This is a genomic window from Umezawaea sp. (assembly GCF_057122925.1).
The window spans coordinates 70,537-92,763 of the sequence record NZ_DBNGPQ010000128.1 but is presented as its reverse complement, the minus strand read 5'-3'; the positions used below and the strand labels follow the sequence as shown (position 1 = coordinate 92,763).

The window sequence follows — 22,227 nt, the reverse complement described above, 5'->3', positions numbered from 1 at the left end:
CCAGGTATCGGGTGCGCAGGCGCCACCGGTGTCATCCGCGCACGTCGACGCTGTTGAGTTCGGCATCGGTTCCCTCTCAGGAGCGGAACTGGCCGAATTCCACGCCAACCTCGCGATGACGGCGATCGTCATTTCCCACCAAGTAACGCCTGGGTGCGGGGCCCTGTCGGGCACCGCACCCAGGCGCGTCCGGGGCTATCGTGTCCCGACTAGGGGTCTTGGCGGGAGGACACGCGGTGCAGTTCAACGAAGATGCCGAACTCGACACGTCCCAGATCGACGACCAGCGGGGTGGTGGCGGAGGCGTCGGCGGGCGGGTCGCCCTCGGCGGTGGCGGCCTGGGCATCGTCGGCCTGGTCATCTACTTCCTGCTGTCGCAGTTCGCGGGCGGCAGCGGCTTCCAACTGCCGTCCGGCTCGGGCTTCGGCGACGTGGGCCAGAACCAGCAGGTCGACTCGGCCGCGATCCGCGAGAAGTGCAAGACCGGGGCGGACGCGAACCGCGAGGACGACTGCCGCGCCGTCGCGTTCATCAACTCCATCCAGGCGTACTGGGCGGACCAGTACGCCCGCTCGGGCAACACCTACAAGCCCGCGCAGACGAACTTCTTCCAGGGCGGCGTGAACACGGGCGGCTGCGGCAGCGCGACCTCCGCGGCGGGCCCGTTCTACTGCCCGGCCGACGCCGAGGTCTACATCGACCTGGCGTTCTTCCAGGAGCTGAAGACCACGTTCGGCGCCACCGGCGGCCCGTTCGTCGAGGCCTACGTGCTGGCCCACGAGTACGGCCACCACATCCAGAACCTGCTGGGCACGTCGGACCGGGTCAAGCAGGGCACCGGCCCCCAGTCGGACTCGGTCCGCCTCGAACTCCAGGCCGACTGCTACGCGGGCGCGTGGGCGAACCACGCCACGACCGTCCCCACGGCCTCCGGCAAGCCCCTCATCACCGGCGTGACCGACGAGGACATCAACGCGGCGCTGGACGCCGCGGGCCGCATCGGCGACGACTACATCCAGAAGGAGCTGGGCGGCGGCAAGGTCGACACGACCCAGTTCAGCCACGGCTCCTCGGCGCAGCGGCAGAAGTGGTACCGCGCCGGGTACGACAGCGGCGACCCGGCCCGCTGCGACACGTTCGGCACGAACAACCTGGGCTGAGCCCGCTCGACGCGAAGGGGCGCCCCCGGAGAACTCCTCCGGGGGCGCCCCTCGTCGTCGGTGGCCCTACGAAGCGGCCGCGTGCGAGTGGTGCTCGGCGGCGGCGGTGCGAGCCGTCGCCGCGCGGGCCTCGGCGCGCTTCGGACGCGGCGGAACGCCGTTCACGTCCTCGGTGCTGACGCCGTAGGACGCCGCCACCCAGGCGATGGCGTCCGCGTTGCGGTCGAGCGCCACGCGGTCGAGGTTGCCCAGGTTGTCGCAGGCCTGGTGGTAGCACTTGTCGTAGGCCACGCCCGCCGTGCCGCCCCACTTGGCGGCCTGGGAGGCCGTCTTGACGCCCTCGGCGCCGGTGAACAGGCCACCAGCGGGGATGCCGACGGCGATGAACTCGCCGTAGTCCGAACGACCGGAGAAGTCGGTCCCCTCGGTCTCGACGCCCTTGCCGACCTTGAGGTAGTCGACGAACGCCTTCTCGATCTGGGCGGAACCGTAGGGGCCCGCGCCCGCGCCGACCGCGTCGGAGTCGTCGCCGTCGTAGACGAAGTACCCCGCGTTCGGCGAGGCGACCATGTCGAAGTTCAGGTACAGCGCGATGTCGAGCTGCTGCTCGAACGTCAGCGCCCGCACGTACTCCGTGGAGCCGATGAGCCCCAGCTCCTCGGCGCCCCACCACGCGAAGCGGACCGCGTTGGAGACCTTCGGCTTCGCGCCGAGCTGGATGGCGGTCTCCAGCAGCGCGGCGGAACCCGAGCCGTTGTCGTTGATGCCCGCGCCGGTCTCGACGCTGTCGAGGTGCGACCCGGCCATCACGACGTTGTCCTTGCGGCCAGTCTTGGTCTGCGCGATGACGTTGCGCGCCACCTTCAGGTCCTCGTGGTACCGCATGTCCAGCGTGACGGACTCGCCCGCGCGGCCGAACAGCGTCGTGCCGTCGGCCTGGGTGACGCCGCCCGTGGGCACGACGCCGGGGGTGCCGAGGGTGACGCCGGACAGCGGGCCCGCGGTGTTGTTGGCGACGATGACGCCGATGGCGCCCGCGGCGGCCGCGTTGCGGTGCTTGATGTCGAACGTGCACGCGCCGCGGCGGACGAGTGCGATCGAGCCGGTGAAGTCCTGGCCCGCGAAGTCGGTCGCCTCACAGCCCGGCGTCGCGTCCTCGGGGACCGCGCGCAGCGGGCCGGTGATGCCACCGACCGGCGTCTGCGGCGAGAACTCCATCGGGATGGCCTCGTAGGTGGACGTGCCGACCTTGGCGCTGGCGGCGTCGGTCACCTGGACCGGGTAGGTGAACTCCGGCGTCGTGACGTCGAACCCGGCGCCGCGCAGCTTGCCCGCGACGTACTCCACGCTCGCCTCGTAGCCGGGCGTGCCGACCGCGCGCGTCCCCCCGTTGCGGTCGGACAGCCGCTGGAACGCGATGAGGTGGCGGTTGACGCTGTCGGCCGACACGGCCTTCACGAGCTTCTTCGCCAGTGCGGGGCCCTCGGGCTCCGCGGTCGGACCCGCGGATGCGGTTGGCGCGGCGAAGAGCGCCAGTGCGGCGGCGGCCGCGATCGCGCTGCAGCCAGCGCGTCGTGTTCTTCCGGACATGATCGAGCTCCCCAATCGTTCGGATGCAGAACCATGCATAGATCGACTGTCCGAAATCAATCCGTCACTCGGAGGGTTGTCAGCCGGTGAGCAGGTCAAGACACGCTGTGAGCCCGGTCACGCCCAGCTCCCAGTCTGGTCTGACGAACCGGTCGGGTGTGACCAGGAAGCGCACGTCCTCGGTCGCCTCGCCCCTCCGGACCACCGTCCGGGTGCCGTCCCGCACGTAACCGAGCTTGCGGCTGACGCCGTTCGACTTCGGGTTCCCGCTCCACGCCGACGACCTGGCCCTGACAGCTCCGAGGTGGTCGAACGCGAACAGCAGCACCGCGGCGCGCATCTCGGTGCCGATGCCCCTGCCCTGGTGTCGCAACCCGATCCACGAGCCGGTGCTGACCTCGCCGCTGATCGCGAAGTCCTTCGCGCTGAGCCCCTGCGTGCCGATGACGCGGCCTTCGGAGCGGACGAGGAAGTGGACCGACCAGTCGGCGGGCCTGATGTCGGCGCGGGCCCTCCAGTGGTGCTGGAACACGCCGCGCCCGAGGTCCTCGGGCGCGGTGTCGGTCCACTCGACGGCGAACGGCATCTCGTCGGGCGGGTGCACGCCGAGGCGGGCCTGCTCGGCGAGTTCGAGGAGGCCCTCGTCGTCGTCCGGGCGCAGTTCCAGACGGGGGGTGCTCAGCACCAGGTGTCGCAGGGGCCACGGGTCCATGCCGCCGATGCTGCCGGGCGAGGCGGCCGGTGCGCGAGCGGATTACCGTCGAAGCCATGTACGCGATCACGATTCGTGAACCAGGTGGCCCGGACGTGCTGGAGTGGACCGAGGTCCCGGATCCCGTCCCCGGCCCCGGCGAGGTGCTGCTGGACGTGGCGGCGAGCGCGCTGAACCGAGCCGACCTGTTGCAGCGGCAAGGTTTCTACCCGCCACCGCCGGGCGCGTCGGAGATCCTCGGCATGGAGTGCTCGGGCACGGTCTCCGCGCTCGGCGAGGGCGTCACGGGCTGGCGGGTCGGCGACGAGGTGTGCGCGCTGCTGGCGGGTGGCGGCTACGCCGAGAAGGTCGCGGTGCCCGCCCCGCAGCTCCTGCCGCTGCCCGACGGCGTCGACCTGGTGACCGCCGCCGCGCTGCCCGAGGTGGCGTGCACGGTGTGGTCGAACGTCGTCCTGCACGCCGGGCTGCGCGAGGGCGAACTGCTGCTGGTGCACGGCGGCGCGGGCGGCATCGGCACGCACGCCGTCCAGGTCGGCAAGGCGCTCGGCGCGCGGGTGGCCGTGACGGCCGGGTCGGCCGAGCGGCTCGCGCGGTGCGCCGAACTCGGCGCGGACATCACCGTCAACTACCGCGAGCAGGACTTCGTGGCCGAGGTGGGGGCGGCCGACGTCGTGCTGGACAACATGGGCGCCAAGTACCTGGACCGCAACGTCGACGTGCTCAACCTCGGCGGCAGGCTCGTCGTCATCGGCCTCCAGGGCGGGGTCTCGGGCGAGCTGAACCTCGGCAAGCTGATGGCGAAGCTCGGCACCGTCTCCGGTACCCGGCTGCGCAGCAGGCCCGTCGACGGGCCGGGCAGCAAGGGCGAGATCGTGGCGGCCGTGCGCGAGGGCCTGTGGCCGCTGATCGCCGCCGGGAAGGTGAAGCCGATCGTCCACGACGTCGTGCCGATGCGGGACGCGGGCGCGGCGCACCGCGCGCTGGAGAGCGGCGGCGACGTGTTCGGCAAGCTGCTGCTCACGCCCTAGGAACGGGGAAGCGGGGCCGGCGGGTCGTCGGCCCCGCGCGTGAGCACCCCTGCCGGCGCGGACGCGGAGCGGGTGCTCAGCCGAGCGCCAGGGCGGTGGCCAGCGACGTGCGCGGCGTGGTCCGGAAGCGCAGCGAGAACTCCTCGGCCCAGCGCACCAGGACGGCCTGCTCCCCCGGCCGGTCGGCGTCGTCCACCAGCACGGCGGCGCCCGGCGCGAGCACGGCGCGCAGCACGGGCAGCGCCGGGTACCGGGCGTCGCCGAGCGAGGGCCCGTCGACGAGCAGCAGGTCGACCAGGCCGAACCGGTCCACGAACGCCGACACCTCGTCGTGCACCAGGCGCGGCGAGTACCAGGTGGAGGTGCCCAGCGCGGCCGGGTGGGCGTCCAGCGGCGCGTGGACGACCCTGGCGACGTGCCCGAGGCCCTCGCGGCGGAGCTGGCCCGCGACGAACGCGGCGGTCCGCTCGTCGTGCTCGATGGACAGCAGGTGGCCGAACCCGCGCTTGGCCAGGAACCGGGCGAGCACCACCGAGGAGGACCCGCACCCGCACTCCACGAGGACCGTGCGGGAACCGAGCAGGACCTCGTCCACGACGGCGGCGAGCGCCGCGGGGCGCAGCTCCTGCGCCGTGTTCGGCAGGTAGTCGGTCATGATCGGCGCCAGCCGCTGCAACGCCGCCAGGTCGGCGATCTCCCGTGCCAGCGAGTCGTCCACCCCAGGCCTCCCCGCCTCGTCACCCCAGCTCGGCGACCGCCCGCACGAGTTGATCCACCTCTACCGCGTTCGTGTAGTGGGCGAGGCCCACCCGGATCGCGCCGCCCACCTCGCCGACGCCCAGCACGGAGAACACGCCGTGCTGGCCGGGGTCGGCGAAGGCGCAGACCCCGCGTTCGGACAGGTGTTCGACGCCCTCCGCCGCCTTGACCCCGGCGATCGTGAACGCCAGGGCGGGGACCCGCCGCATGGCGTCGCCGATCACCATGACGTGGCGGAGCGAGCGCAGTTCGTTGATGAGGTTAGCCAGCAGACCGGCCTGGTAGGCCTTCACCGAACCCAGCGACGTGAGCACGCGTTCGCGGCGCGGGCCGATCGCCGCGTCGTCCAGGCCCGCCAGGTAGTCGACGGACGCGACGAGCCCGGCCAGCAGCGGGTAGGCGTGCGGGCCGAGCTCCAGCCGCTCGGGGCCCCGCGCGCCCGGCTCGACGGAGCACGACGGCAGGTGGTCGAGCACCGAGGCGTCGCGGAAGACCAGCGCGCCGACGGGCGGGCCGCCCCAGGTGTTCGCGGACACGGCGACCACGTCGGCGTTCATCGAGGTGATGTCGAGCGGCACGAACGGCGCCGCGGAGGAGGCGTCGACGACCACCAGCGCGCCGCGCCCGCGGGCCGCCTCGGCGATCTTGCGGAGGTCGGGGCGGGTGCCGACGGACCCGGAGGCCGCGGTCACCGCGACGAGCTTGCAGCGGTCGGTCACGAGGTCGTCGTACTGCCAGGCGGGGAGCTCGCAGGTCTCGATGTCGACCTCGGCCCAGCGGACGACGCTGCCGGTGCGCTGCGCGGCCCGCTGCCACGGCGCGATGTTCGACGGGTGGTCGAGCCGCGACACCACGACCTCGTCGCCGAGGAACCAGCCGTCGGACAGCGCGTCGGCGAGCCTCTGGAGGAGCACGGCCGAGTTGGGGCCCAGCACGACCCCGGCCGGGTCGACGCCCACGAGGTCGGCGATGGACCTGCGGGCGGCGTCGACGATGGCCTCGGCGCGCTGGGAAGCGGGGAAGATTCCACCCGGACCGGACACCGGGGCGCGGAGCGCGGTGGAGACGGCGGTCGCAACCTGTTCCGGCACCTGCATGCCCGCCGGTGCGTCCAGGTGGACCCAGCCGTCGCCGAGAGCGGGGAAGAGACCCCTGACCCGAGCGACGTCGAACGCCATGCCGCACACCGTACGGAGGTGGACGAGTCAGCCCGCAGCAGGGGCACGGACCCGGTTCGCGGGCGGAGGGCGGATCGGGCGAGGATGGACGCATGAGCGAGGCAGGCGAGAACGAGCGGCAGGTCGTGGTGGTCGGGCCGGACGGAACCCCCGTGGGGACGGCCCGCATCCCCGCCGATGCCGAGACCAACGGTGGAGGTCAGGACGTGTCGGAACTCGTGGAGCAACCGGCGAAGGTCATGCGGATCGGCACGATGATCAAGCAGCTCCTGGAGGAGGTGCGGGCCGCTCCCCTCGACGAGGCGAGCCGCGCCCGGCTCAAGGAGATCCACAAGCGCTCCATCGAGGAGCTGGAGGACGGCCTCGCGCCGGAGCTGCGCGACGAGCTGGAGAGGCTGTCGCTGCCGTTCACGGAGGACGGCGTGCCGTCGGACGCCGAACTGCGGATCGCGCAGGCGCAGCTGGTGGGCTGGCTGGAGGGTCTGTTCCACGGCATCCAGACGGCCCTGTTCGCCCAGCAGATGGCGGCGCGGGTGCAACTGGAGCAGATGCGCGGTCGCGCCCTGCCCGCGGGCACCGGCGGCCTGGAGGCCCCGGAGGGCCCCCACATCTCGGGGTCTGGCCAGTACCTCTGAGTTCGGTGCACACTGCGCTCTCACCAATGGTGGTGACGGGGGACACCCCCACCGATCGACGAAGCGGCGACCTCAGTGCGCCGAGAGGAGACCCGACGTGCTCGACCGAGTCCGCCGCACCCTGCGAGCCGAGCAGATCCGCCGTTCCCTGAGGGACAAGGTCACCCGTGCGATCGACGACGTGGTCGGTCCGTACCACCGGGCGCAGACCGAGCGGATCGACGCACTCCAGCGCGAACTGGACGGCCTGCGCGAGGACGTGCGGCACCAGTCCGACCGGATCGTGGAGACGAGCAAGCAGTTCGAGATCCGGGCCCGCCGCGACCTCGTGTTCGCGGGCGAGCGCGAAGCGGCCCTCCAGAGCGCGCAGTTCGTGCGCGACCACATGCCGACGGTGCCGCAGTTCGGCCACCCGCACCAGACGCTGGAGCACGCGCTCGGCCTGGTGGAGCAGGACGGGCTGGCGCTGGAGTTCGGCGTCTACACCGGCAGCACCCTGAAGATCATCGCCGCCTCGCGGGGCGAGGAGGACGTCTACGGCTTCGACTCGTTCGAGGGCCTGCCCGAGGACTGGCGCAACGGCTTCCCCGCCGGGATGTTCAACGTCGAGGGCCTGCCGGACGTGCCGGGCGCCGAGCTGGTCGTCGGCTGGTTCGACGACACCCTGCCCGGCTTCCTCGCCGAGCACGAGGGGCCGGTGACGTTCCTGCACGTCGACTGCGACCTCTACTCCTCGACGAAGACCGTGCTCGACCTGGTGGGCCCGCGGCTGGTGCCCGGCAGCGTCGTGGTGTTCGACGAGTACTTCAACTTCCCCGGCTGGGAGCAGCACGAGCACAAGGCCTGGTCGGAGTACGTGGAGAAGTCCGGCATCGAGTTCAGCTACGAGGGGTACACCTACGATCACGAACAGGTGATCGTCAAGGTGACCAGCGTGTTGTCGGCCGTCGAGGCCCGGTGACCGCACCGTGACCGACCGGCGGCAAGTGCCCCCACCTGCCGCCGGTAGTCTCAGCTCTCGTGCAGCCCACCAGTACGGCCGACCGAGCTGAAGCACCCCCCGTGTCCAACTCGCGCACCTTCGCGCGCGCGTTCGCCGATGTGCGCGACGCGTGGCAGCACAGGGAGCTGTGGGGCCACCTCGGCTGGCAGGACATCAAGCAGCGGTACCGCCGGTCGGTGATCGGTCCACTGTGGATCACCATCTCCATGGGTTCGACCGCGCTGGCCCTCGGCCTGCTGTACTCGACGCTGTTCAAGCAGGACCTCGCGACGTTCCTGCCGTACGTCACGGTCGGCTTCATCGTCTGGAACTTCATCCTCGGCGTGATCACCGAGGGTACGGACGTGTTCATCGCCAACGAGGGGCTGATCAAGCACCTACCTGCGCCGATGACCGTGCACGTGCTGCGGATGGTGTGGCGGCAGCTGCTGTTCTTCGTGCACAACCTGGCGGTCTACGTGGTCGTGCTGATCGTCTTCTTCCCGGCGCTGACGAAGCCGTACCACATGGAGGGCGACACCTTCACGCACCCCGGCATCACCTGGACCATCCTCCTCGTGATCCCGGCGATGGCGCTGCTCGTGGTCAACGCGGTGTGGGTCGCGCTGCTGTTCGGCATCATCAGCACCCGCTTCCGGGACATCCCCCCGGTGATCAACAGCTTCATCAACCTGATCTTCTTCATGACGCCTATCGTGTGGCACACGGGTGTGCTGAACACCGTCACCAACGGCGAGGGCAACTGGCGCATCCTGATCGCCGAGCTGAACCCGCTCTACCACTTCGTGGAGCTCGTTCGGGCGCCGCTGATCGGGCACGTCCAGTCCTGGCACCACTGGGTGGTGGTCGGTGCGTTCACCATCGGCGGCTGGGCATTGGCATTCGTGGCGCTGCGCAACTACCGTGCCCGCGTCTCCTACTGGGTCTGAGTGAGGCCGCACAACATGGTCAGCATCGAAGTCTGGAACGCCTCCGTCGACTTCCCGATCTTCGACGCCAAGTCGAGGTCGTTGAAGAAGCTCGCCCTCGGCAAGGTCGGCGGCAAGATCGGCTCCGAGGGTCGGGTCCCGATAATCGAGGCCCTGCACGACATCACCCTCTCCATCAAGGAGGGTGACCGGGTCGGCCTCGTCGGCCACAACGGCGCGGGCAAGTCGACGCTGCTGCGGCTGCTGGCGGGCATCTACGAGCCCACCAGGGGCAGCTCGCGCATCACCGGCAAGGTCGCGCCCGTGTTCGACCTCGGCGTCGGCATGGACCCGGAGATCTCGGGCTACGAGAACATCATGATCCGCGGCCTGTTCCTGGGCATGACCCGCAAGCAGATGGAGAAGCGGGTCGACGACATCGCGGAGTTCACCGAGCTCGGCGACTACCTGTCGATGCCGCTGCGCACCTACTCCACGGGTATGCGCGTCCGCCTGGCGCTGGGCGTCGTGACGTCGATCGACCCCGAGATCCTGCTGCTGGACGAGGGCATCGGCGCGGTCGACGCGGCGTTCATGGCGAAGGCGCGGGACCGCCTCAGGGACCTCGTGCGGCGCTCCGGCCTGCTGGTCTTCGCGAACCACTCCGACGAGACGCTGATCGAGTTCTGCGACTCGGCGATCTGGATGGACGAGGGCCAGGTGAAGCAGCAGGGCTCGCTCCGCGAGGTCCTGACCGCGTACAAGGGCCACGACCCGTTCGAGTACCTCAGCCCGGAAACCCTGGCCCGCATCAGCGGCGAGCCCGTGCTCAGCACGAATGGTGGCGAGTAGACCGTGATCGAGGCACTGCCCAAGGGCTCCGTGGTCGCCGTCGTCGTGACCCGGCACCGCCGCGAGCTCCTCTCGGAGTCGCTGAAGGTCCTGGCGTCGCAGACGAGGGTCCCCGACCACCTCGTGGTCGTGGACAACGGCCCGGACCAGCCCGTCGAGGACCTGGTCGACCAGTGCCCCATCCCGTCGACCTACCTCGCGTCCCACCGCAACCTCGGCGGCGCGGGCGGCTTCGCGCTCGGCATGCTGCACGCGCTGTCGCTCGGCGCGGAGTGGCTGTGGCTGGCCGACGACGACGGCCGCCCGGCGGACGAGACCGTCCTGGCCGTGCTCCTGGAGGAGGCGGACAAGCGCAAGCTCGCCGCCGTCTCCCCGGTGGTGTCGAACATCGACGCCCCGAACAAGCTGGCCTTCCCGCTGCGCCGCGGCCTGACGTGGAAGCGGAACACCGGCGACCTGGGCACGGACTTCCTGCCGGGGATCGCGTCGCTGTTCAACGGGGCGCTGTTCCGCGCGTCCACGGTCGACGTCATCGGCGTCCCGGACTACCGGCTGTTCTTCCGCGGCGACGAGGTGGAGATCCACCGGCGCCTGGTGCGGACCGGCCTGCGCTTCGGCACGTCGCTGAAGGTCGCCTACCTGCACCCGGACGGCTCGGACGAGTTCAAGCCGATGCTGGGCGGTCGGTTCCACGCCCAGGACCCGGAGAACCCGATCAAGCGGTACTACACCTACCGCAACCGCGGCTACCTGCTGTCGCAGCCGGGCATGCGGAAGCTCGGGGCGCTGGAGGTGTTCCGGTTCGGGCTGTACTTCATCGCGGTCCGGAAGGACCCGAAGGCGTTCGTGGAGTGGATCAAACTGGTCCGGCTGGGCCAGAGGGAACGCTTCTTCCGCAAGTAGCACAGGACCGCCCGGCTCCGGATCGACCGGGGCCGGGTGTGGTCGAGCACGTCACATCGGACCGGCTAGAGTACCTGGCAAGTTGTTTCAGGCGGGTTGCTGCGGCATTTCCTGGACAGGCGCTCCGAATGATCCACAGTAGATCGACTGCTCACCGCGCGCGGCCGCACCGGCCGGAAGCGGTGTTCGGTCCTGCACGGATCGTGACGAACCCCGGAACGACCAGCGATGAACTCGTCACGCCATCGACACCGCTCCTCGATGCGCACGAATCCCACAGCCCCTCGACGATTGCCTGAGATGAGTGCAGCGACTGTGAGTCCCGCGGTGGACACCGACGAAGCGAACGCGGCACAGGAGGCGAAGCCCTCCCTGCGCGAGCGTCTGACCCCGCCGCTGGTGATGGTGGGCCTGGTGCTCCTCGGCGCCGTGATGCCCCTGTACCGCAACCACATCTTCTACTACTGGGACGACACCGCGGCCGCGGCGGTCCCGGTGTGGCAGCGGGTCGGCGAGGCGATCAGCCAGGGCCGCTTCCCGCTGCTCGAACTCGACATGTGGCGCGGGGGCAACTTCGCGGCCGAGGTCGCGACCGGCATGTGGAACCCCGTCGAGGTCGCGCTGGCCGTCGGCACCCAGTGGATCGACAACGTCGCACTGGCCATCACGATCGTGAAGCTCGCCTTCATGGTCATGTTCTCGGTCGGCACCTACCTGCTCGCCCGCGAGTACGGCGTGCGCCCGTGGGTCGCCGCCGCGATCGGCTCCGCGCTGCCGCTGTCGGGCTACGTGCTCTTCATGGACGGCACGTCCTGGATCAACGCGCTCGTGACCTACGGCTTCATGCCGTACGTGTGGTGGACCGCCCGGCGGGCCGCCCGGTCCGGCAAGTCGATGGTCTGGGTCGTGGTCACCGGTTACCTGGCGTGCACCACCGGCAACCCGTACGAGCTGGTCAGCTTCGGCCTCTGCATCCTCGCCGTGATGCTGGAGGCCTGGCTGGTGTTCGACCGCAGGCGCGTCTGGAGCCTGATGGCCGCGGGTGCGGCGGTCGTCCTGATGAACGTCATCGTGTACCTGCCGTTCGCGCTGACCGCCTCGGTCAGCTACCGGCGGGACAGCAAGACGCTCAACGACGGGTTCCTCGCCCCGCAGCTCCAGGACTTCCTCGGCATGAGCAACCCGGCCATGCAGCCGTTCGTGGAGATCTGGAGCGGCGACACCCCGACGTTCCCCGCGCTGTACCTGGCCTGGTTCATCGTCCCGCTGGTCCCGTGGCTGCGCTGGCGGGTCCTGGTGGAACGCCGCCGCGAGCTGATGGGCCTGTACTTCTACACGGCCGTCTACGTGCTGCTGGTGCTCGGCCCGTCGCAGCTCAGCGTCTTCCGCTGGCCGATGCGGCTGGTGCCGTTCCTGTTCCTGCCGCTGATCATCATCTGGGCCATCGTGGCCAGCGAGGGCATCCAGCGGACGAACGCGCGGGCCAGGATGGCCGCGTCCATGGCGATGGTCGCGCTCGGTGCCTACCTGGGGTGGGCGGCGCTGCCCTCCACCGACCGCAGGCAGCTGCTCACCAACGTGCTGCTGGCGATCATGGTCGTCGTGCTGGTCAAGGTCGGCGTCGAGAGGGCGAAGGGCTTCGCGGTCATCGCCGTCGGCACCATCGGCTTCCTCGTCTGCCAGCTCTACTGGTTCCCCGCGAACATGAGCGTAACCGACTACAAGTTCCCCACCAGCGAGAAGCTGCTGGAGGAGCGGTTCTCCGACCGGTACGAGGGCATGACGGTGCAGATCGCCGACCTGGGCCACGTCGCGGGCAACGACCGCTACCCGAACGGCGCGTACCAGGACCTGACCTTCGGCACCAACTACAGCCTGGCGGGCGTGGAGACCCTCACCGCCTACAGCGGCGTCGGCTTCAACGCGATGGACAACGCCACCTGCACCCTCTACCAGGGGTCCACCTGGTGCCCGGAGGCGTGGAAGTCGCTCTGGACCCCGCCGTCCGGCGCCGACCGCCCGCTGGCCGACCTCCTGCGCGCGCAGACCGTGGTCGTGCAGAACAGCCTGATCGACACCCGCCGCGAGCCCGCTCCCGAAGGCTGGCGCCAGGTCGAGTCGACCGACCGCGTCGTGGTGTGGAAGCGGATCGACCCGCTGCCGCACCCCGACGGCCGGGTGTCGTCCACGCCGGACGGCCTGCGGGTCGATTCGGACCGCATGACCGGTGACGTCAGCGAAGAGGTCAAGTTCAGCGGCGCCGACGGCGGCTCCGTCGTGTTCGCCAGGCTGGCCTGGCCCGGCTACGAAGCCACGATCAACGGCAAGGACGTCCCGGTTCGACTCGGCCCGGCAGGCCTGGCCACCGTCGACCTCCCGAAGGACGTGTCCAGCGGAACCCTGGAGATCACCTGGGTGATGCCCGGTCTCGGGATCGGCATCGCGACCGGCGCGGCGGGCCTGCTCATCACCGTGCTGCTCGGTTTCGTCGACCGGTCGCAGCGTCGTCGTCGCCTCGACGGCGGTCCCGACGAGCCGGTGGGCTCCGAGTCCGACGACCAGAAGCTTGTGACCGCAGGAACAGGAGAGCGGCAGTGACCGGCCAACGAGAATCGAAGGTAGACATGACCGATCCATCACGCCGCCCGCTGGTCTCCATCATCGTGCCCGCCTACGACGAGGCACCGAACGTGACCGGCACCGTGGCGCTGTTCCACGAGATCCGGCGCTCCCAGCCCGACGTGGACTTCGAGATCGTGCTCATCGACGACGGTTCCACGGACAACACCGCAGACCTGTTCATCGCCGCGCTGGGCGAGGACGACGTGGCCCGCGTGGCCTCGTTCTCCCGCAACTTCGGCTCGCACGCGGGTCTGAGCGCCGGTTTCGCGCTGTGCCGCGGCGACTGCGCCATCACGCTCAGCGCGGACCTCCAGGAGCCGATCGACGTCATCGACCGCTTCCTGGACGAGTGGCGTGCGGGCCACGACATCGTGTGGGCCATCCGCGCGACGCGCTCGGTGCCCAAGGGCATCGCCAACAAGCTCGCGCTGAAGTTCAACGACTTCTTCGCCAAGCACGCCGACCTGCCGTCGACCTTCCCCAAGGAAGGCCCGTCGCAGATGCTGGTCGGCAGGCCGGTGCTCGACGTCGTGAACGCCATGCCGGAGCTGAACCGGAACATCCTCGCGCTCGTCGCGTGGTCCGGCTTCCGCCAGACGACGGTCGCGTTCGAGCAGAAGCCGCGGCTCGCCAACGACAGCAAGTGGACCACCAGCAAGAAGATCAAGCTGGTGTTCGACTCGTTCGTCGAGTTCTCCGCGATGCCGGTCATGCTGATGCTGGTGCTCGGCACGCTGTTCACCGGTCTCGGTCTGCTGGTCGCGCTGGTGATGCTGGTCATCGGGCTGGTGACGCTGTCCGCGCCGAGCACGCTCGGCCTGATCATCGGGGCCGTGCTGTTCGTCGGCGGCGTGCAGATCGGCTGCGTCGGCATGCTCGGCCAGTACGTGTACCGGGCGGGTGACGACGCCCGCAAGCGCCCGCTGTACGTGACGCGCTCGGTCCGCGACGTCAACCCGCCCTCCGCGGCGTCCTTCGACATGGAGGACCTGGCCAACCTGAACGGCAGGCGCACGGCAGCGGGCCGATCCTGAGTCCTTCCCACCCGGTGGTGCGCTCCGACCGGGGGCGCACCACCGTTTGCTGAGCCAGGCCAGGGGGCGTCGTGCTCGACACGTTGTTGGAGTTCCGCTCGTCGACGGTCCTCCTCCTCGTCGTCACGGCCGTCCTGCTGTGGACCCCCGGCTCGCTCCTGGGGGCCGTGCTCGGCCTGCGGGGTTGGCTGCTCGCGGGCACGGCACCCGTCGTCACGATGGGGCTGGTCGGGCTCGGCGCACCGCTCGCGCCCGCGATCGGCCTCGGCTGGAGCACGTGGTTCTTCCTCGGCTGGACGCTGCTCGCGTGCGCCGCGGCGGCCGGTGTCGTGGTCCTGCTGCGCCGTCGCGGCCTGGCCCCGGCACTGCCGAACACCGCCGAGTGGTCGCGGGCGGGCACGGTCACCGCGGTCGCCGCCGTGGTGATCGCGGCGGGCGTGGCCGCGCTGACGATCCGCACCGGCACCTTCGGGCTGGGTTCCCTGCCGCAGGGCTGGGACGCGCCGTACCACGCCAACGGCATCCGCTTCATCGCCGAGACGGGCAACTCCAGCAACCGGGCGTTCGGCTGGATCGACGTGCCGGACTCGCCGAACGGCGCGTTCTACCCCAACGCCTACCACGCGTTCGAGGCGCTGGCCTACCGGTTGTCCGGCGACTCCGTCGCGACCGTGATGAACAGCGGCATGCTGGTGACCGCCGCGCTGGGCGTGCCGCTCGGCACGATCGCGATCGTCAAGGCGCTGCACGGCAGTGCGGGCCTGGCCGCCGCGTCGGCACTGGTGTCGACCTCGTTCGCCTCGTACCCGTTCGACCTGTGGCAGTGGGGGCAGCTCTACCCGTACGCGGCCGGGTTGTCGTTGGTGCTGCCGTTCCTCGCGCTGCTCGTCCGCTGGCTCGACAGCGGCTTCGACCGGATCGGCGTGCTCGTCGCGCTGGGCACCGTCGCGCTCGTCGCGACCCACTCGGCCATGGCCTTCGTCGGTGCCGCCCTCGGGCTCTGCTACCTCGTGCAGCGGGCGGTCCAGGCCCCGTCGCGGTTCCTGCGCCGGGACCTGCCCCGGCTCGCGGTCCTCGCGGTGGTCGCCCTCGTCCTGTCCGGCGTCTACCTCCTCGGCGCGCTGACGATGGCGGGCCGGACCGCCGCCTACAACTGGCCTGCCGTGACGACGTCGTCGAAGGCGTTCGGCGACGCGCTGCTGCTCGGCCACGACGCGAACTGGCCGCAGTGGCTGCTCGCCGCGATCACCCTGGTCGGCGCGCACCTGCTGGTCAAGGTCGCCGCGTGGCGTTGGCTGCTGGTGGGCTACCTGGTCTTCCTCTGCCTGTTCGTGGTGGCGGCGGCGTTGGACACGCCGTGGTCGACCGCCATCACGGCGCCCTGGTGGAACGACCGGTGGCGCCTGGTCGCGGTGCTCGTCCTGCCCGCGACCATCGCCGCGGGCTGGGCGTTCCAGGCCGCGGCACGCCGGATCGCCCGCCTGCGGCGGGAGTCGCTCGGTGCGCTGGCGGTGGTCGGCGCCCTCCTGGCCGCGGGCTACCTGGTGCAGACCGGCGGCTACGCGGAGCGCAACGGACAGCGGATGCAGTGGGACTTCTCCGGGTCCGTCGTGTCCGACCAGGAACGCGCGGGCCTGGTGGAACTGGGCACCGTGGTGCGGCCGGGTGAGCGCGTGATGAACGACGGCGTGGACGGCACGGTCTGGACCTACGCGCTCAGCGGCGCGGAGCCGATCATCGGCCACTACCCGAACCCGGCCACGCTCAGCCCGCGCCGGAAGCTGCTCCTGGAGCGCTTCAACCGGCTCGACACCGACCACGAGGTCGGCCAGGTCGTCCGCGACCTCAACATCCGCTACGCCGTCGTGACGACCGGTTTCATGGACGGGTTCCGGCGGTCGCCGGGGCTCATCGGGCTCAGCGGGGTGCCCGCGCTGCGCGTCCGCTACAGCAATCCGGACCTCACCCTCTACGAGGTCGACTGGACCGCGCTCGCGTGAGTTCGTCCCACGGATCAATACCATTTGTGCACACAGCGGAGTGGGAGTAGTACGGAACGTGTGAACCCAGGGGAGATCAGCCGTCGCACTGTCCTGAGCGCCACCGGAGCGGCCGCGCTGGCGAGCCTGCTCGCCGCCTGCGGCTCCAACACGGGCCGGGGCGGTGGTGGGGGCCAGGAGTTGCGGCAGTGGTACCACGCCTACGGCGAAGCGGGCGTCCAGGAAGCGGTCGAGCGGTACGCGAAGGCCTACGACCAGGCAAGCGTGCGGGTGCAGTGGAACCCCGGCGACTACGACTCGAAGCTGGCCACCAGCCTGCTGTCCGACGGCGGGCCGGACGTCTTCGAGTCCACGTTGCAGATCAGCGCGGTCCGCGCGGGCCAGCTCGTGCCGCTGGACGACCTGATCGGTGGGGTCAGGGACGACTTCACCGCCACGATCCTCGACGGGCACACCATCGACGGTCAGGTGTTCGGCATCCCGCAGGCAGTGGACATGCAGATGCTGTTCTACCGCAAGAGCATGTTCGAGCAGGCGGGCGTGAAGCCGCCGTCCACGGTGGACGAGCTGATCGACGCGGCGAAGCGGCTGACGACCGGTGGGGTGAAGGGCCTGTTCGCGGGCAACGACGGTGGTGTGGGGGTGCTGGGCGGGCCGTCGCTGTGGTCGGTGGGGCTCGACTACGTGACGCCCGAGCACGAGGTCGGGTTCGACGAGCCGCAGGCGGCCACCGCGATCGGCAAGCTGCGGGAGCTGTACGCGAGCGGCGCGATGCTCCAGGGGGCGGTCAAGGACTGGGCCGAGCCGGACGCGTTCACGCAGGGCCTGGTCGCGATGCAGTGGACCGGGCTGTGGACCGTGCCCGCGGTGCAGCAGGCGCTGGGCGACGACTTCGGGGTGCTGCCCTGGCCGAAGCTCGACGACGGCGGGCGGCCCTCGGTGCCGGTCGGCGCCTACGGGGCCATGGTCAACGCCAAGAGCAAGCACGTCGAGGAGGCGAAGGCGTTCGTCAAGTGGCTGTGGATCGACCGCACCGACTTCCAGGAGGACTTCAACCTGTCCTACGGGTTCCACATCCCGCCGCGGCAGAGCCTGGCGGAGAAGGCGGACAAGCTGACCAGGGGGGCCGCTGCCGACGCGGTGAAGTTCGTGCAGGACAACGCGAAGTCGTCCAACCCGCCGGACTGGATCCCGTCGATGAGCACGGCGTTCAACGACGCGGTGTCGCGGGCGGTCCGCGAGGGCGCCGACCCCGGCACCGAGCTGAAGGCCGCCGCCCAGAAGGCACGGGACGAGCTCAAGCGCCTGTACGGATGAGGCGGGCGGACACCCGCGCGTTCTGGCTGTTCGTCGGGCCGTTCGCACTGGGTCTGCTGGCGTTCGTCTACCTGCCGATCGGCTGGAGCGTGGTGCTGTCGTTCTTCGACGCCCGCAACACGGTCACGCCGACGGACTTCGTGGGGCTGTCGAACTACGTCGACATGCTCTCCGACGGGCCGTTCCTGCGGAGCCTCGGCACGTTCACCCTGTTCGCGCTGTTCATCGTGCCGCTGACGTTCGTGCTGTCGCTGGGGCTGGCGCTGCTGGTCAACGGGATCACGTTCATGCAGGCGTTCTTCCGGTCCGTGTTCTTCCTGCCCGCCGCGTGCTCGTACGTGGTGGCGTCGCTGGTGTGGAAGCTGTCGATCTTCAACGGCGTCCGCTACGGCCTGGCGAACACCGTGCTCGGCTGGTTCGGCGTCGACCCGGTCGCGTGGATCGGTTCGACCGACCCGCCGTGGTACTGGCTGGTGCTCGTCACTCTGCGGCTGTGGCTCCAGGTCGGCTTCTACCTGATCCTGTTCCTCGCCGGGCTCCAGCGGATCCCGAGGCACCTGTACGAAGCGGCGTGGATCGACGGCGCGAAGCCGGGGTGGCAGACGCTGCGCCACATCACGCTGCCGCAGCTGCGGACGACGTCGGTCGCGGTGCTGCTGCTCAACCTGATCGCGGCCTACCAGGCGTTCGACGAGTTCTACAACGTGCTCGGCAGCGCGCAGGGCTACCCGCCGTTCGCCAGGCCGCCGCTGGTGTACCTGTACTACACGTCGCTCGGCAGCGGCGGCCAGGACTTCGGCCACGGCGGCGCGGGAGCGGTGCTGCTGGCGCTGCTGATCGCCGCGGTGACCCTGTTGCAGGGCAAGGTGATCCTCAAGTGAAGGCGCTGCGGTACCTGGCCCTGGGCGTGCTCGCGGTGGTGTTCCTGCTGCCGTTCTACCTGATCGTCCGCAACGGGCTGGCGACGGAGGCGGAGATCGCCTCGCGCGACTGGCGGCTGTTCCCGGAACGGCCGCGCTGGGAGAACTTCACCGAGCTGTTCAACGATCCTGCGGTGCCGATCCTGCGCAGCATGGTGAACTCGACGGTGGTCGCCGTGCTCCAGACCGCGGGCCAGCTGCTGTTCTGCTCGCTCGCGGGGTACGGGCTGGCGCGCATCCCGTACCGCCACGCGAACAAGGTGTTCTACGCCGTCGTCGCGACGCTGATGATCCCGGCGGCGGTGACGTTCGTGCCGACGTTCGTGGTCGTCTCGACGCTGGGCTGGGTCAGCGACCTGCGCGGGCTGGTGATCCCCGGCCTGTTCAGCGGGTTCACCGCCTTCCTGTTCCGGCAGTACTTCCGGAACTTCCCGAGGGAGTTGGAGGAGGCCGCCAGGATCGACGGCCTCGGCCACTGGGGCACCTACTGGCGGGTGGTGGTGCCGAACTCGCTCGGCTTCTTCGCCGCGCTCGGCGTGATCGCGTTCATGACGAGCTGGAACCAGTTCCTCTGGCCCCTGGTGATCGCTCAGGACCAGGACGCGTGGACCGTGCAGGTCGCGCTGTCGGTGTTCCTCACCGCGCAGAGCATCAACGTGCACGAGCTGTTCCTCGCCGCCGCCGTCTCCATCACGCCGCTGGTGGTCGTGTTCCTGGTGCTGCAACGGTTCCTGGTGCGCGGTGTGACCGAGACCGGGATCAAGGGCTGACTCATCCCTTGCGCAGCAGCAGGAAGACGCTCGGTCCGAAGTAGACCTTGGCGAGCACCGGTTGCAGGAGGCCTTCCAGCGCCACGCGAAGCCGGTGCGGCAGCAGCCTCTTCAGGGTGGGGCTGCGCAGGTTCGACACGGACAGCACGCGTTCGGTCCGCAGGCCCGCGGCGGCGAGCTGCTCGATCACGACGCGCGGGTTGTGGTTGACGAACGGGATCTCGTCGTCGTGGCGGTTCTCCGCCGACCGGATGTCGACCGGCTCGGTCGGCACCGGCTCGCGGCGCAGCAGGTACCTGAGCCTGTTCAGCCCGTGCGCGAGGTTCGCGACCTCCACGACCGCGGTGCCCCCCGGCTCGAGCACGCGGCTGATCTCGGCGAACTCCGCCGTCGGTTCCGGCAGGTGGTGCGACACCCGGATCATCGTCACCAGGTCGAACGACCCGTCCTCGAACACCAGGTCGTCGGCCTGCGTCCGGACCCGGTCGATGGACGGGTCCACGCCGAGGAAGTGCTCCGCGACCTCCAGCTGGCGCTCGCTGGGCTCGGCCAGGGTCACCCGGTCCGCGAACTCCCCGAGCAGCACGCACAGCCTGCCGTAGCCCCCACCGACGTCGACCGCGCGACCGAAGTGCCTGCCCCTGAGCAGCCGCCGCACGGCCACCTCCTCCGCGGCCTGCTCGTAGTCGCGCCCGTCCCAGTACCGCAGGTAGTCGTGGGCCGGACCGTCGTAGAAATCAGCTCGCTTCTTGTCCCCCATGCGCACAGCACGCCGAACCACGTCGACGGGTTGCCCTCGAACGAGACCATCCCCGCGACTCGTCGAGTCGCGGGGATGGTCGGTGTCAGCGGTACGGCGTCAGTTCTCGAAGATCTTGCGCCACGACTCGACGGAGGTGAGCTCCGGGAGGGCGTCGCGGTAGACCTTCTTCATCCGCGGCCACTCCTGCGCGAGCCTGCGGTAGTTGCGGGCGGAGCGCGCCATGAGCTGGCGGAACTCCTTGGGGTCGCGCTTGCGGAACGCGACACCGCTGCCGTCGGCGTTGGACACGGTCGCGCTGTCCAGGTTGCCGAGGAGGAACCAGCGGGCGTTGGTCGCGGGCACGTTGATCTGCGGGCGGTCGGCGGTGGAGCCCTCGGGGTCGCGCAGGTTGTGCAGCAGGGCCTTGGACGCCTTCGCCGCGATGACGGCGGGGTTGACCGGCGGCTTCAGCATCTGCTCGGCGCGCACCATGTCGTAGGTGGGCGGCGGGAACTCGCGGGCCGACGTGAGGATCTGGGCGTCGGTGTACTGCTTGCGCATCTGCTGGATCTCCGGCAGCGCGGTGCGCAGCGAGTCGAACAGCTTGCTCGGGCCCGCGAGGAAGTCCTCGATGGCCTTCTGCTGCACGGCGACCGTCGAGTACTCCATCGACAGCAGGTGCCGCAGGGTCAGCTTGAGGCCCTGCTTCAGCAGCGTCGAGCGGATGTCGTACGGGCTGTGCAGCGCCGCCATGACCAGGCGGTTGCGCGTGTGGAAGTACGCCTGCCAGTCGGTGGCGTCGTTCTTGTCCGTCCACGGCATGTGCCACACGGCGGAACCGGGCAGCGACACCGTCGGGAAGCCGCGTTCCAGGGCGCGCAGCGAGTACTCGGCGTCGTCCCACTTGATGAAGAGCGGCAGCGGGTAGCCGGTGCGCTGCACGACCTCGCGCGGGAACAGGCACATCCACCAGCCGTTGTAGGTGGAGTTGATGCGCAGGTGCAGCTCTTCGGTCTCGCGCAGCGTGTCGGTGGCGAAGTCGTGGTCGGTGACCGCGCCGGGCGCCGCGCGCCAGTTGCAGGTCGCCAGGTCGACGACCTCGCCGAAGCTGTGCAGCCGGGCGCGGGCCTGGAGGTTCAGCATGTGGCTGCCGACGATGACCGGCTGGGCGCAGGCGCGGGCGAACGCGTTGGAGCGCAGCACGGCGTCCGGCTCAAGGCGGATGTCGTCGTCCATGAGCATGATCTGGGCGACGTCGGTGTGCTCGATCGCCTCGTACAGGCCGCGGGTGAAGCCACCCGAACCGCCGAGGTTCTCCTGCTCGATGATCTCCAGTTTGTCGCCGAGGAGCTTGCGCGCCTCCGCGTAGCCCTGGGTGTCCTTGACCTTGACCGCGCCCTGGTCGGCGACGAACACCTTCTGCACGACGTCGAGGACCGCGGGGTCCTCGCCGAGCGCCCGCAGCGCGATGACCGCGTCGATCGGGCGCATGGTCGTCATGCCGATGGCGACCTTCTGCTCGGGCAGCGGCGTGTCCGTCGTCCAGGCCGCTTCCTTGATCTCCAGCGGCGTGTCGTCGGTGAACACGTCGAACCAGATCCAGCCGCCGTCCTCGAACGGCTTGAGGCTGACGCGCAGTTCCAGGTTCGTCCACGCCTTCGGGCTGCGCACGGCGTGGCCCTCGAGGTGGATGTGGTCGCCGCTGGGCTTGGAGCGGTACACGTCGACGCGGCCGGAGCCGCGCACGGCCAGGCGCAGCACGACCTCCTCGACGGTCGTCCAGCGCTTCCAGTAGCTGGCCGGGAACGCGTTGAAGTACGACGCGAACGACACCTTCGCGGAGGCGGGGACCGTCACGGATCGGCGCGACACGACGTGGCTGTGCACGTTCGCGGGCTCGTCCAGGTACAGCGGACGCACGTCGAGCGGGTCCTCGTCGCGGGGCAGGATCACCCGCTGCAACACCTGGTTGGGGTTGAAGCCCGCTCCTTTGGCCCCGACGCGGACCGAAGCCACGTCGCTGACCTTGTTGTCCGGAGCGGTCGTCTCGATCTTCGGGGCGGCGGCGCTAACGGCCTTGGCCTGCTCGGTCAC

19 protein-coding genes are annotated in these 22,227 nt (G+C 70.2%); 13 read left to right on the top strand and 6 right to left on the bottom strand.

The features are described from left to right. Window positions 1–236: 236 nt before the first annotated feature. A complete protein-coding gene (ypfJ, locus tag AC156L_RS29415; protein WP_330877508.1) occupies window positions 237–1,160 on the top strand; it encodes a KPN_02809 family neutral zinc metallopeptidase in 924 nt (307 codons plus the stop codon). A gap of 66 nt (window positions 1,161–1,226) precedes the next feature. On the opposite strand, the gene AC156L_RS29410 is transcribed toward ypfJ, so the two are convergent. Continuing rightward, complete coding sequence (locus AC156L_RS29410) at window positions 1,227–2,750, bottom strand: M28 family metallopeptidase (protein ID WP_330877507.1); 1,524 nt, start codon at window positions 2,748–2,750, stop codon at window positions 1,227–1,229. A 79-nt stretch (window positions 2,751–2,829) separates the two neighbouring features. Further along, complete coding sequence (locus AC156L_RS29405) at window positions 2,830–3,462, bottom strand: GNAT family N-acetyltransferase (protein ID WP_330877506.1); 633 nt, start codon at window positions 3,460–3,462, stop codon at window positions 2,830–2,832. Window positions 3,463–3,518: 56 nt separating this feature from the next. Here AC156L_RS29405 and AC156L_RS29400 point away from each other — a divergent pair, with 56 nt between their 5' ends. Continuing rightward, window positions 3,519–4,490, top strand: a complete 972-nt coding sequence (locus AC156L_RS29400; RefSeq protein ID WP_330877505.1) for an NAD(P)H-quinone oxidoreductase — start codon at window positions 3,519–3,521, stop codon at window positions 4,488–4,490. Between the two features lie 76 nt (window positions 4,491–4,566). Here AC156L_RS29400 and AC156L_RS29395 read toward each other — a convergent pair whose 3' ends face one another. Continuing rightward, complete coding sequence (locus AC156L_RS29395) at window positions 4,567–5,208, bottom strand: class I SAM-dependent methyltransferase (RefSeq protein ID WP_330877504.1); 642 nt, start codon at window positions 5,206–5,208, stop codon at window positions 4,567–4,569. A gap of 19 nt (window positions 5,209–5,227) precedes the next feature. Then, window positions 5,228–6,427, bottom strand: coding sequence for a cysteine desulfurase-like protein (locus tag AC156L_RS29390; protein WP_330877503.1), 1,200 nt, complete (start codon window positions 6,425–6,427; stop codon window positions 5,228–5,230). A 92-nt stretch (window positions 6,428–6,519) separates the two neighbouring features. Between AC156L_RS29390 and AC156L_RS29385 the strand changes: the two genes are divergently transcribed. From AC156L_RS29385 to AC156L_RS29335, 11 genes are all read left to right on the top strand, one after another. Then, the gene (locus tag AC156L_RS29385) at window positions 6,520–7,062 is read left to right on the top strand and encodes a bacterial proteasome activator family protein (RefSeq protein WP_330877502.1); all 543 of its coding nucleotides are present in this window, start codon (window positions 6,520–6,522) and stop codon (window positions 7,060–7,062) included. 97 nt (window positions 7,063–7,159) lie between these two features. After that, window positions 7,160–8,023, top strand: coding sequence for a class I SAM-dependent methyltransferase (locus tag AC156L_RS29380; RefSeq protein WP_330877501.1), 864 nt, complete (start codon window positions 7,160–7,162; stop codon window positions 8,021–8,023). A gap of 59 nt (window positions 8,024–8,082) precedes the next feature. Then, complete coding sequence (gene wzm, locus AC156L_RS29375) at window positions 8,083–8,994, top strand: galactan export ABC transporter permease subunit Wzm/RfbD (protein WP_414719954.1); 912 nt, start codon at window positions 8,083–8,085, stop codon at window positions 8,992–8,994. A 15-nt stretch (window positions 8,995–9,009) separates the two neighbouring features. After that, a complete protein-coding gene (wzt, locus tag AC156L_RS29370) occupies window positions 9,010–9,825 on the top strand; it encodes a galactan export ABC transporter ATP-binding subunit Wzt/RfbE (protein ID WP_259627699.1) in 816 nt (271 codons plus the stop codon). 6 nt (window positions 9,826–9,831) lie between these two features. Beyond that, window positions 9,832–10,728, top strand: coding sequence for a galactofuranosyltransferase GlfT1 (glfT1, locus tag AC156L_RS29365; RefSeq protein ID WP_330877575.1), 897 nt, complete (start codon window positions 9,832–9,834; stop codon window positions 10,726–10,728). A 327-nt stretch (window positions 10,729–11,055) separates the two neighbouring features. Next, entirely contained in the window at window positions 11,056–13,326 is a 2,271-nt protein-coding gene (locus AC156L_RS29360; RefSeq protein WP_330877499.1) for a hypothetical protein, read from the top strand. Between the two features lie 26 nt (window positions 13,327–13,352). Beyond that, on the top strand, window positions 13,353–14,384 hold the full coding sequence (locus AC156L_RS29355; protein WP_330877498.1) for a glycosyltransferase family 2 protein: 1,032 nt from the start codon (window positions 13,353–13,355) through the stop codon (window positions 14,382–14,384). A gap of 71 nt (window positions 14,385–14,455) precedes the next feature. Beyond that, on the top strand, window positions 14,456–16,384 hold the full coding sequence (locus AC156L_RS29350; RefSeq protein ID WP_330877497.1) for a DUF6541 family protein: 1,929 nt from the start codon (window positions 14,456–14,458) through the stop codon (window positions 16,382–16,384). A gap of 60 nt (window positions 16,385–16,444) precedes the next feature. Further along, window positions 16,445–17,701, top strand: a complete 1,257-nt coding sequence (locus AC156L_RS29345) for an ABC transporter substrate-binding protein (protein WP_330877496.1) — start codon at window positions 16,445–16,447, stop codon at window positions 17,699–17,701. After that, complete coding sequence (locus AC156L_RS29340) at window positions 17,698–18,582, top strand: carbohydrate ABC transporter permease (protein WP_330877495.1); 885 nt, start codon at window positions 17,698–17,700, stop codon at window positions 18,580–18,582. The genes AC156L_RS29345 and AC156L_RS29340 overlap by 4 nt, the downstream gene beginning before the upstream one ends. Then, entirely contained in the window at window positions 18,579–19,391 is an 813-nt protein-coding gene (locus AC156L_RS29335; RefSeq protein ID WP_330877494.1) for a carbohydrate ABC transporter permease, read from the top strand. The genes AC156L_RS29340 and AC156L_RS29335 overlap by 4 nt, the downstream gene beginning before the upstream one ends. Before the next feature lies 1 nt (window position 19,392). Here AC156L_RS29335 and AC156L_RS29330 read toward each other — a convergent pair whose 3' ends face one another. Next, window positions 19,393–20,151: a class I SAM-dependent methyltransferase gene (locus tag AC156L_RS29330; protein WP_330877493.1), complete on the bottom strand. Its 759-nt coding sequence runs from the start codon at window positions 20,149–20,151 to the stop codon at window positions 19,393–19,395. A 99-nt stretch (window positions 20,152–20,250) separates the two neighbouring features. Next, complete coding sequence (locus AC156L_RS29325) at window positions 20,251–22,227, bottom strand: glycosyltransferase (protein WP_330877492.1); 1,977 nt, start codon at window positions 22,225–22,227, stop codon at window positions 20,251–20,253.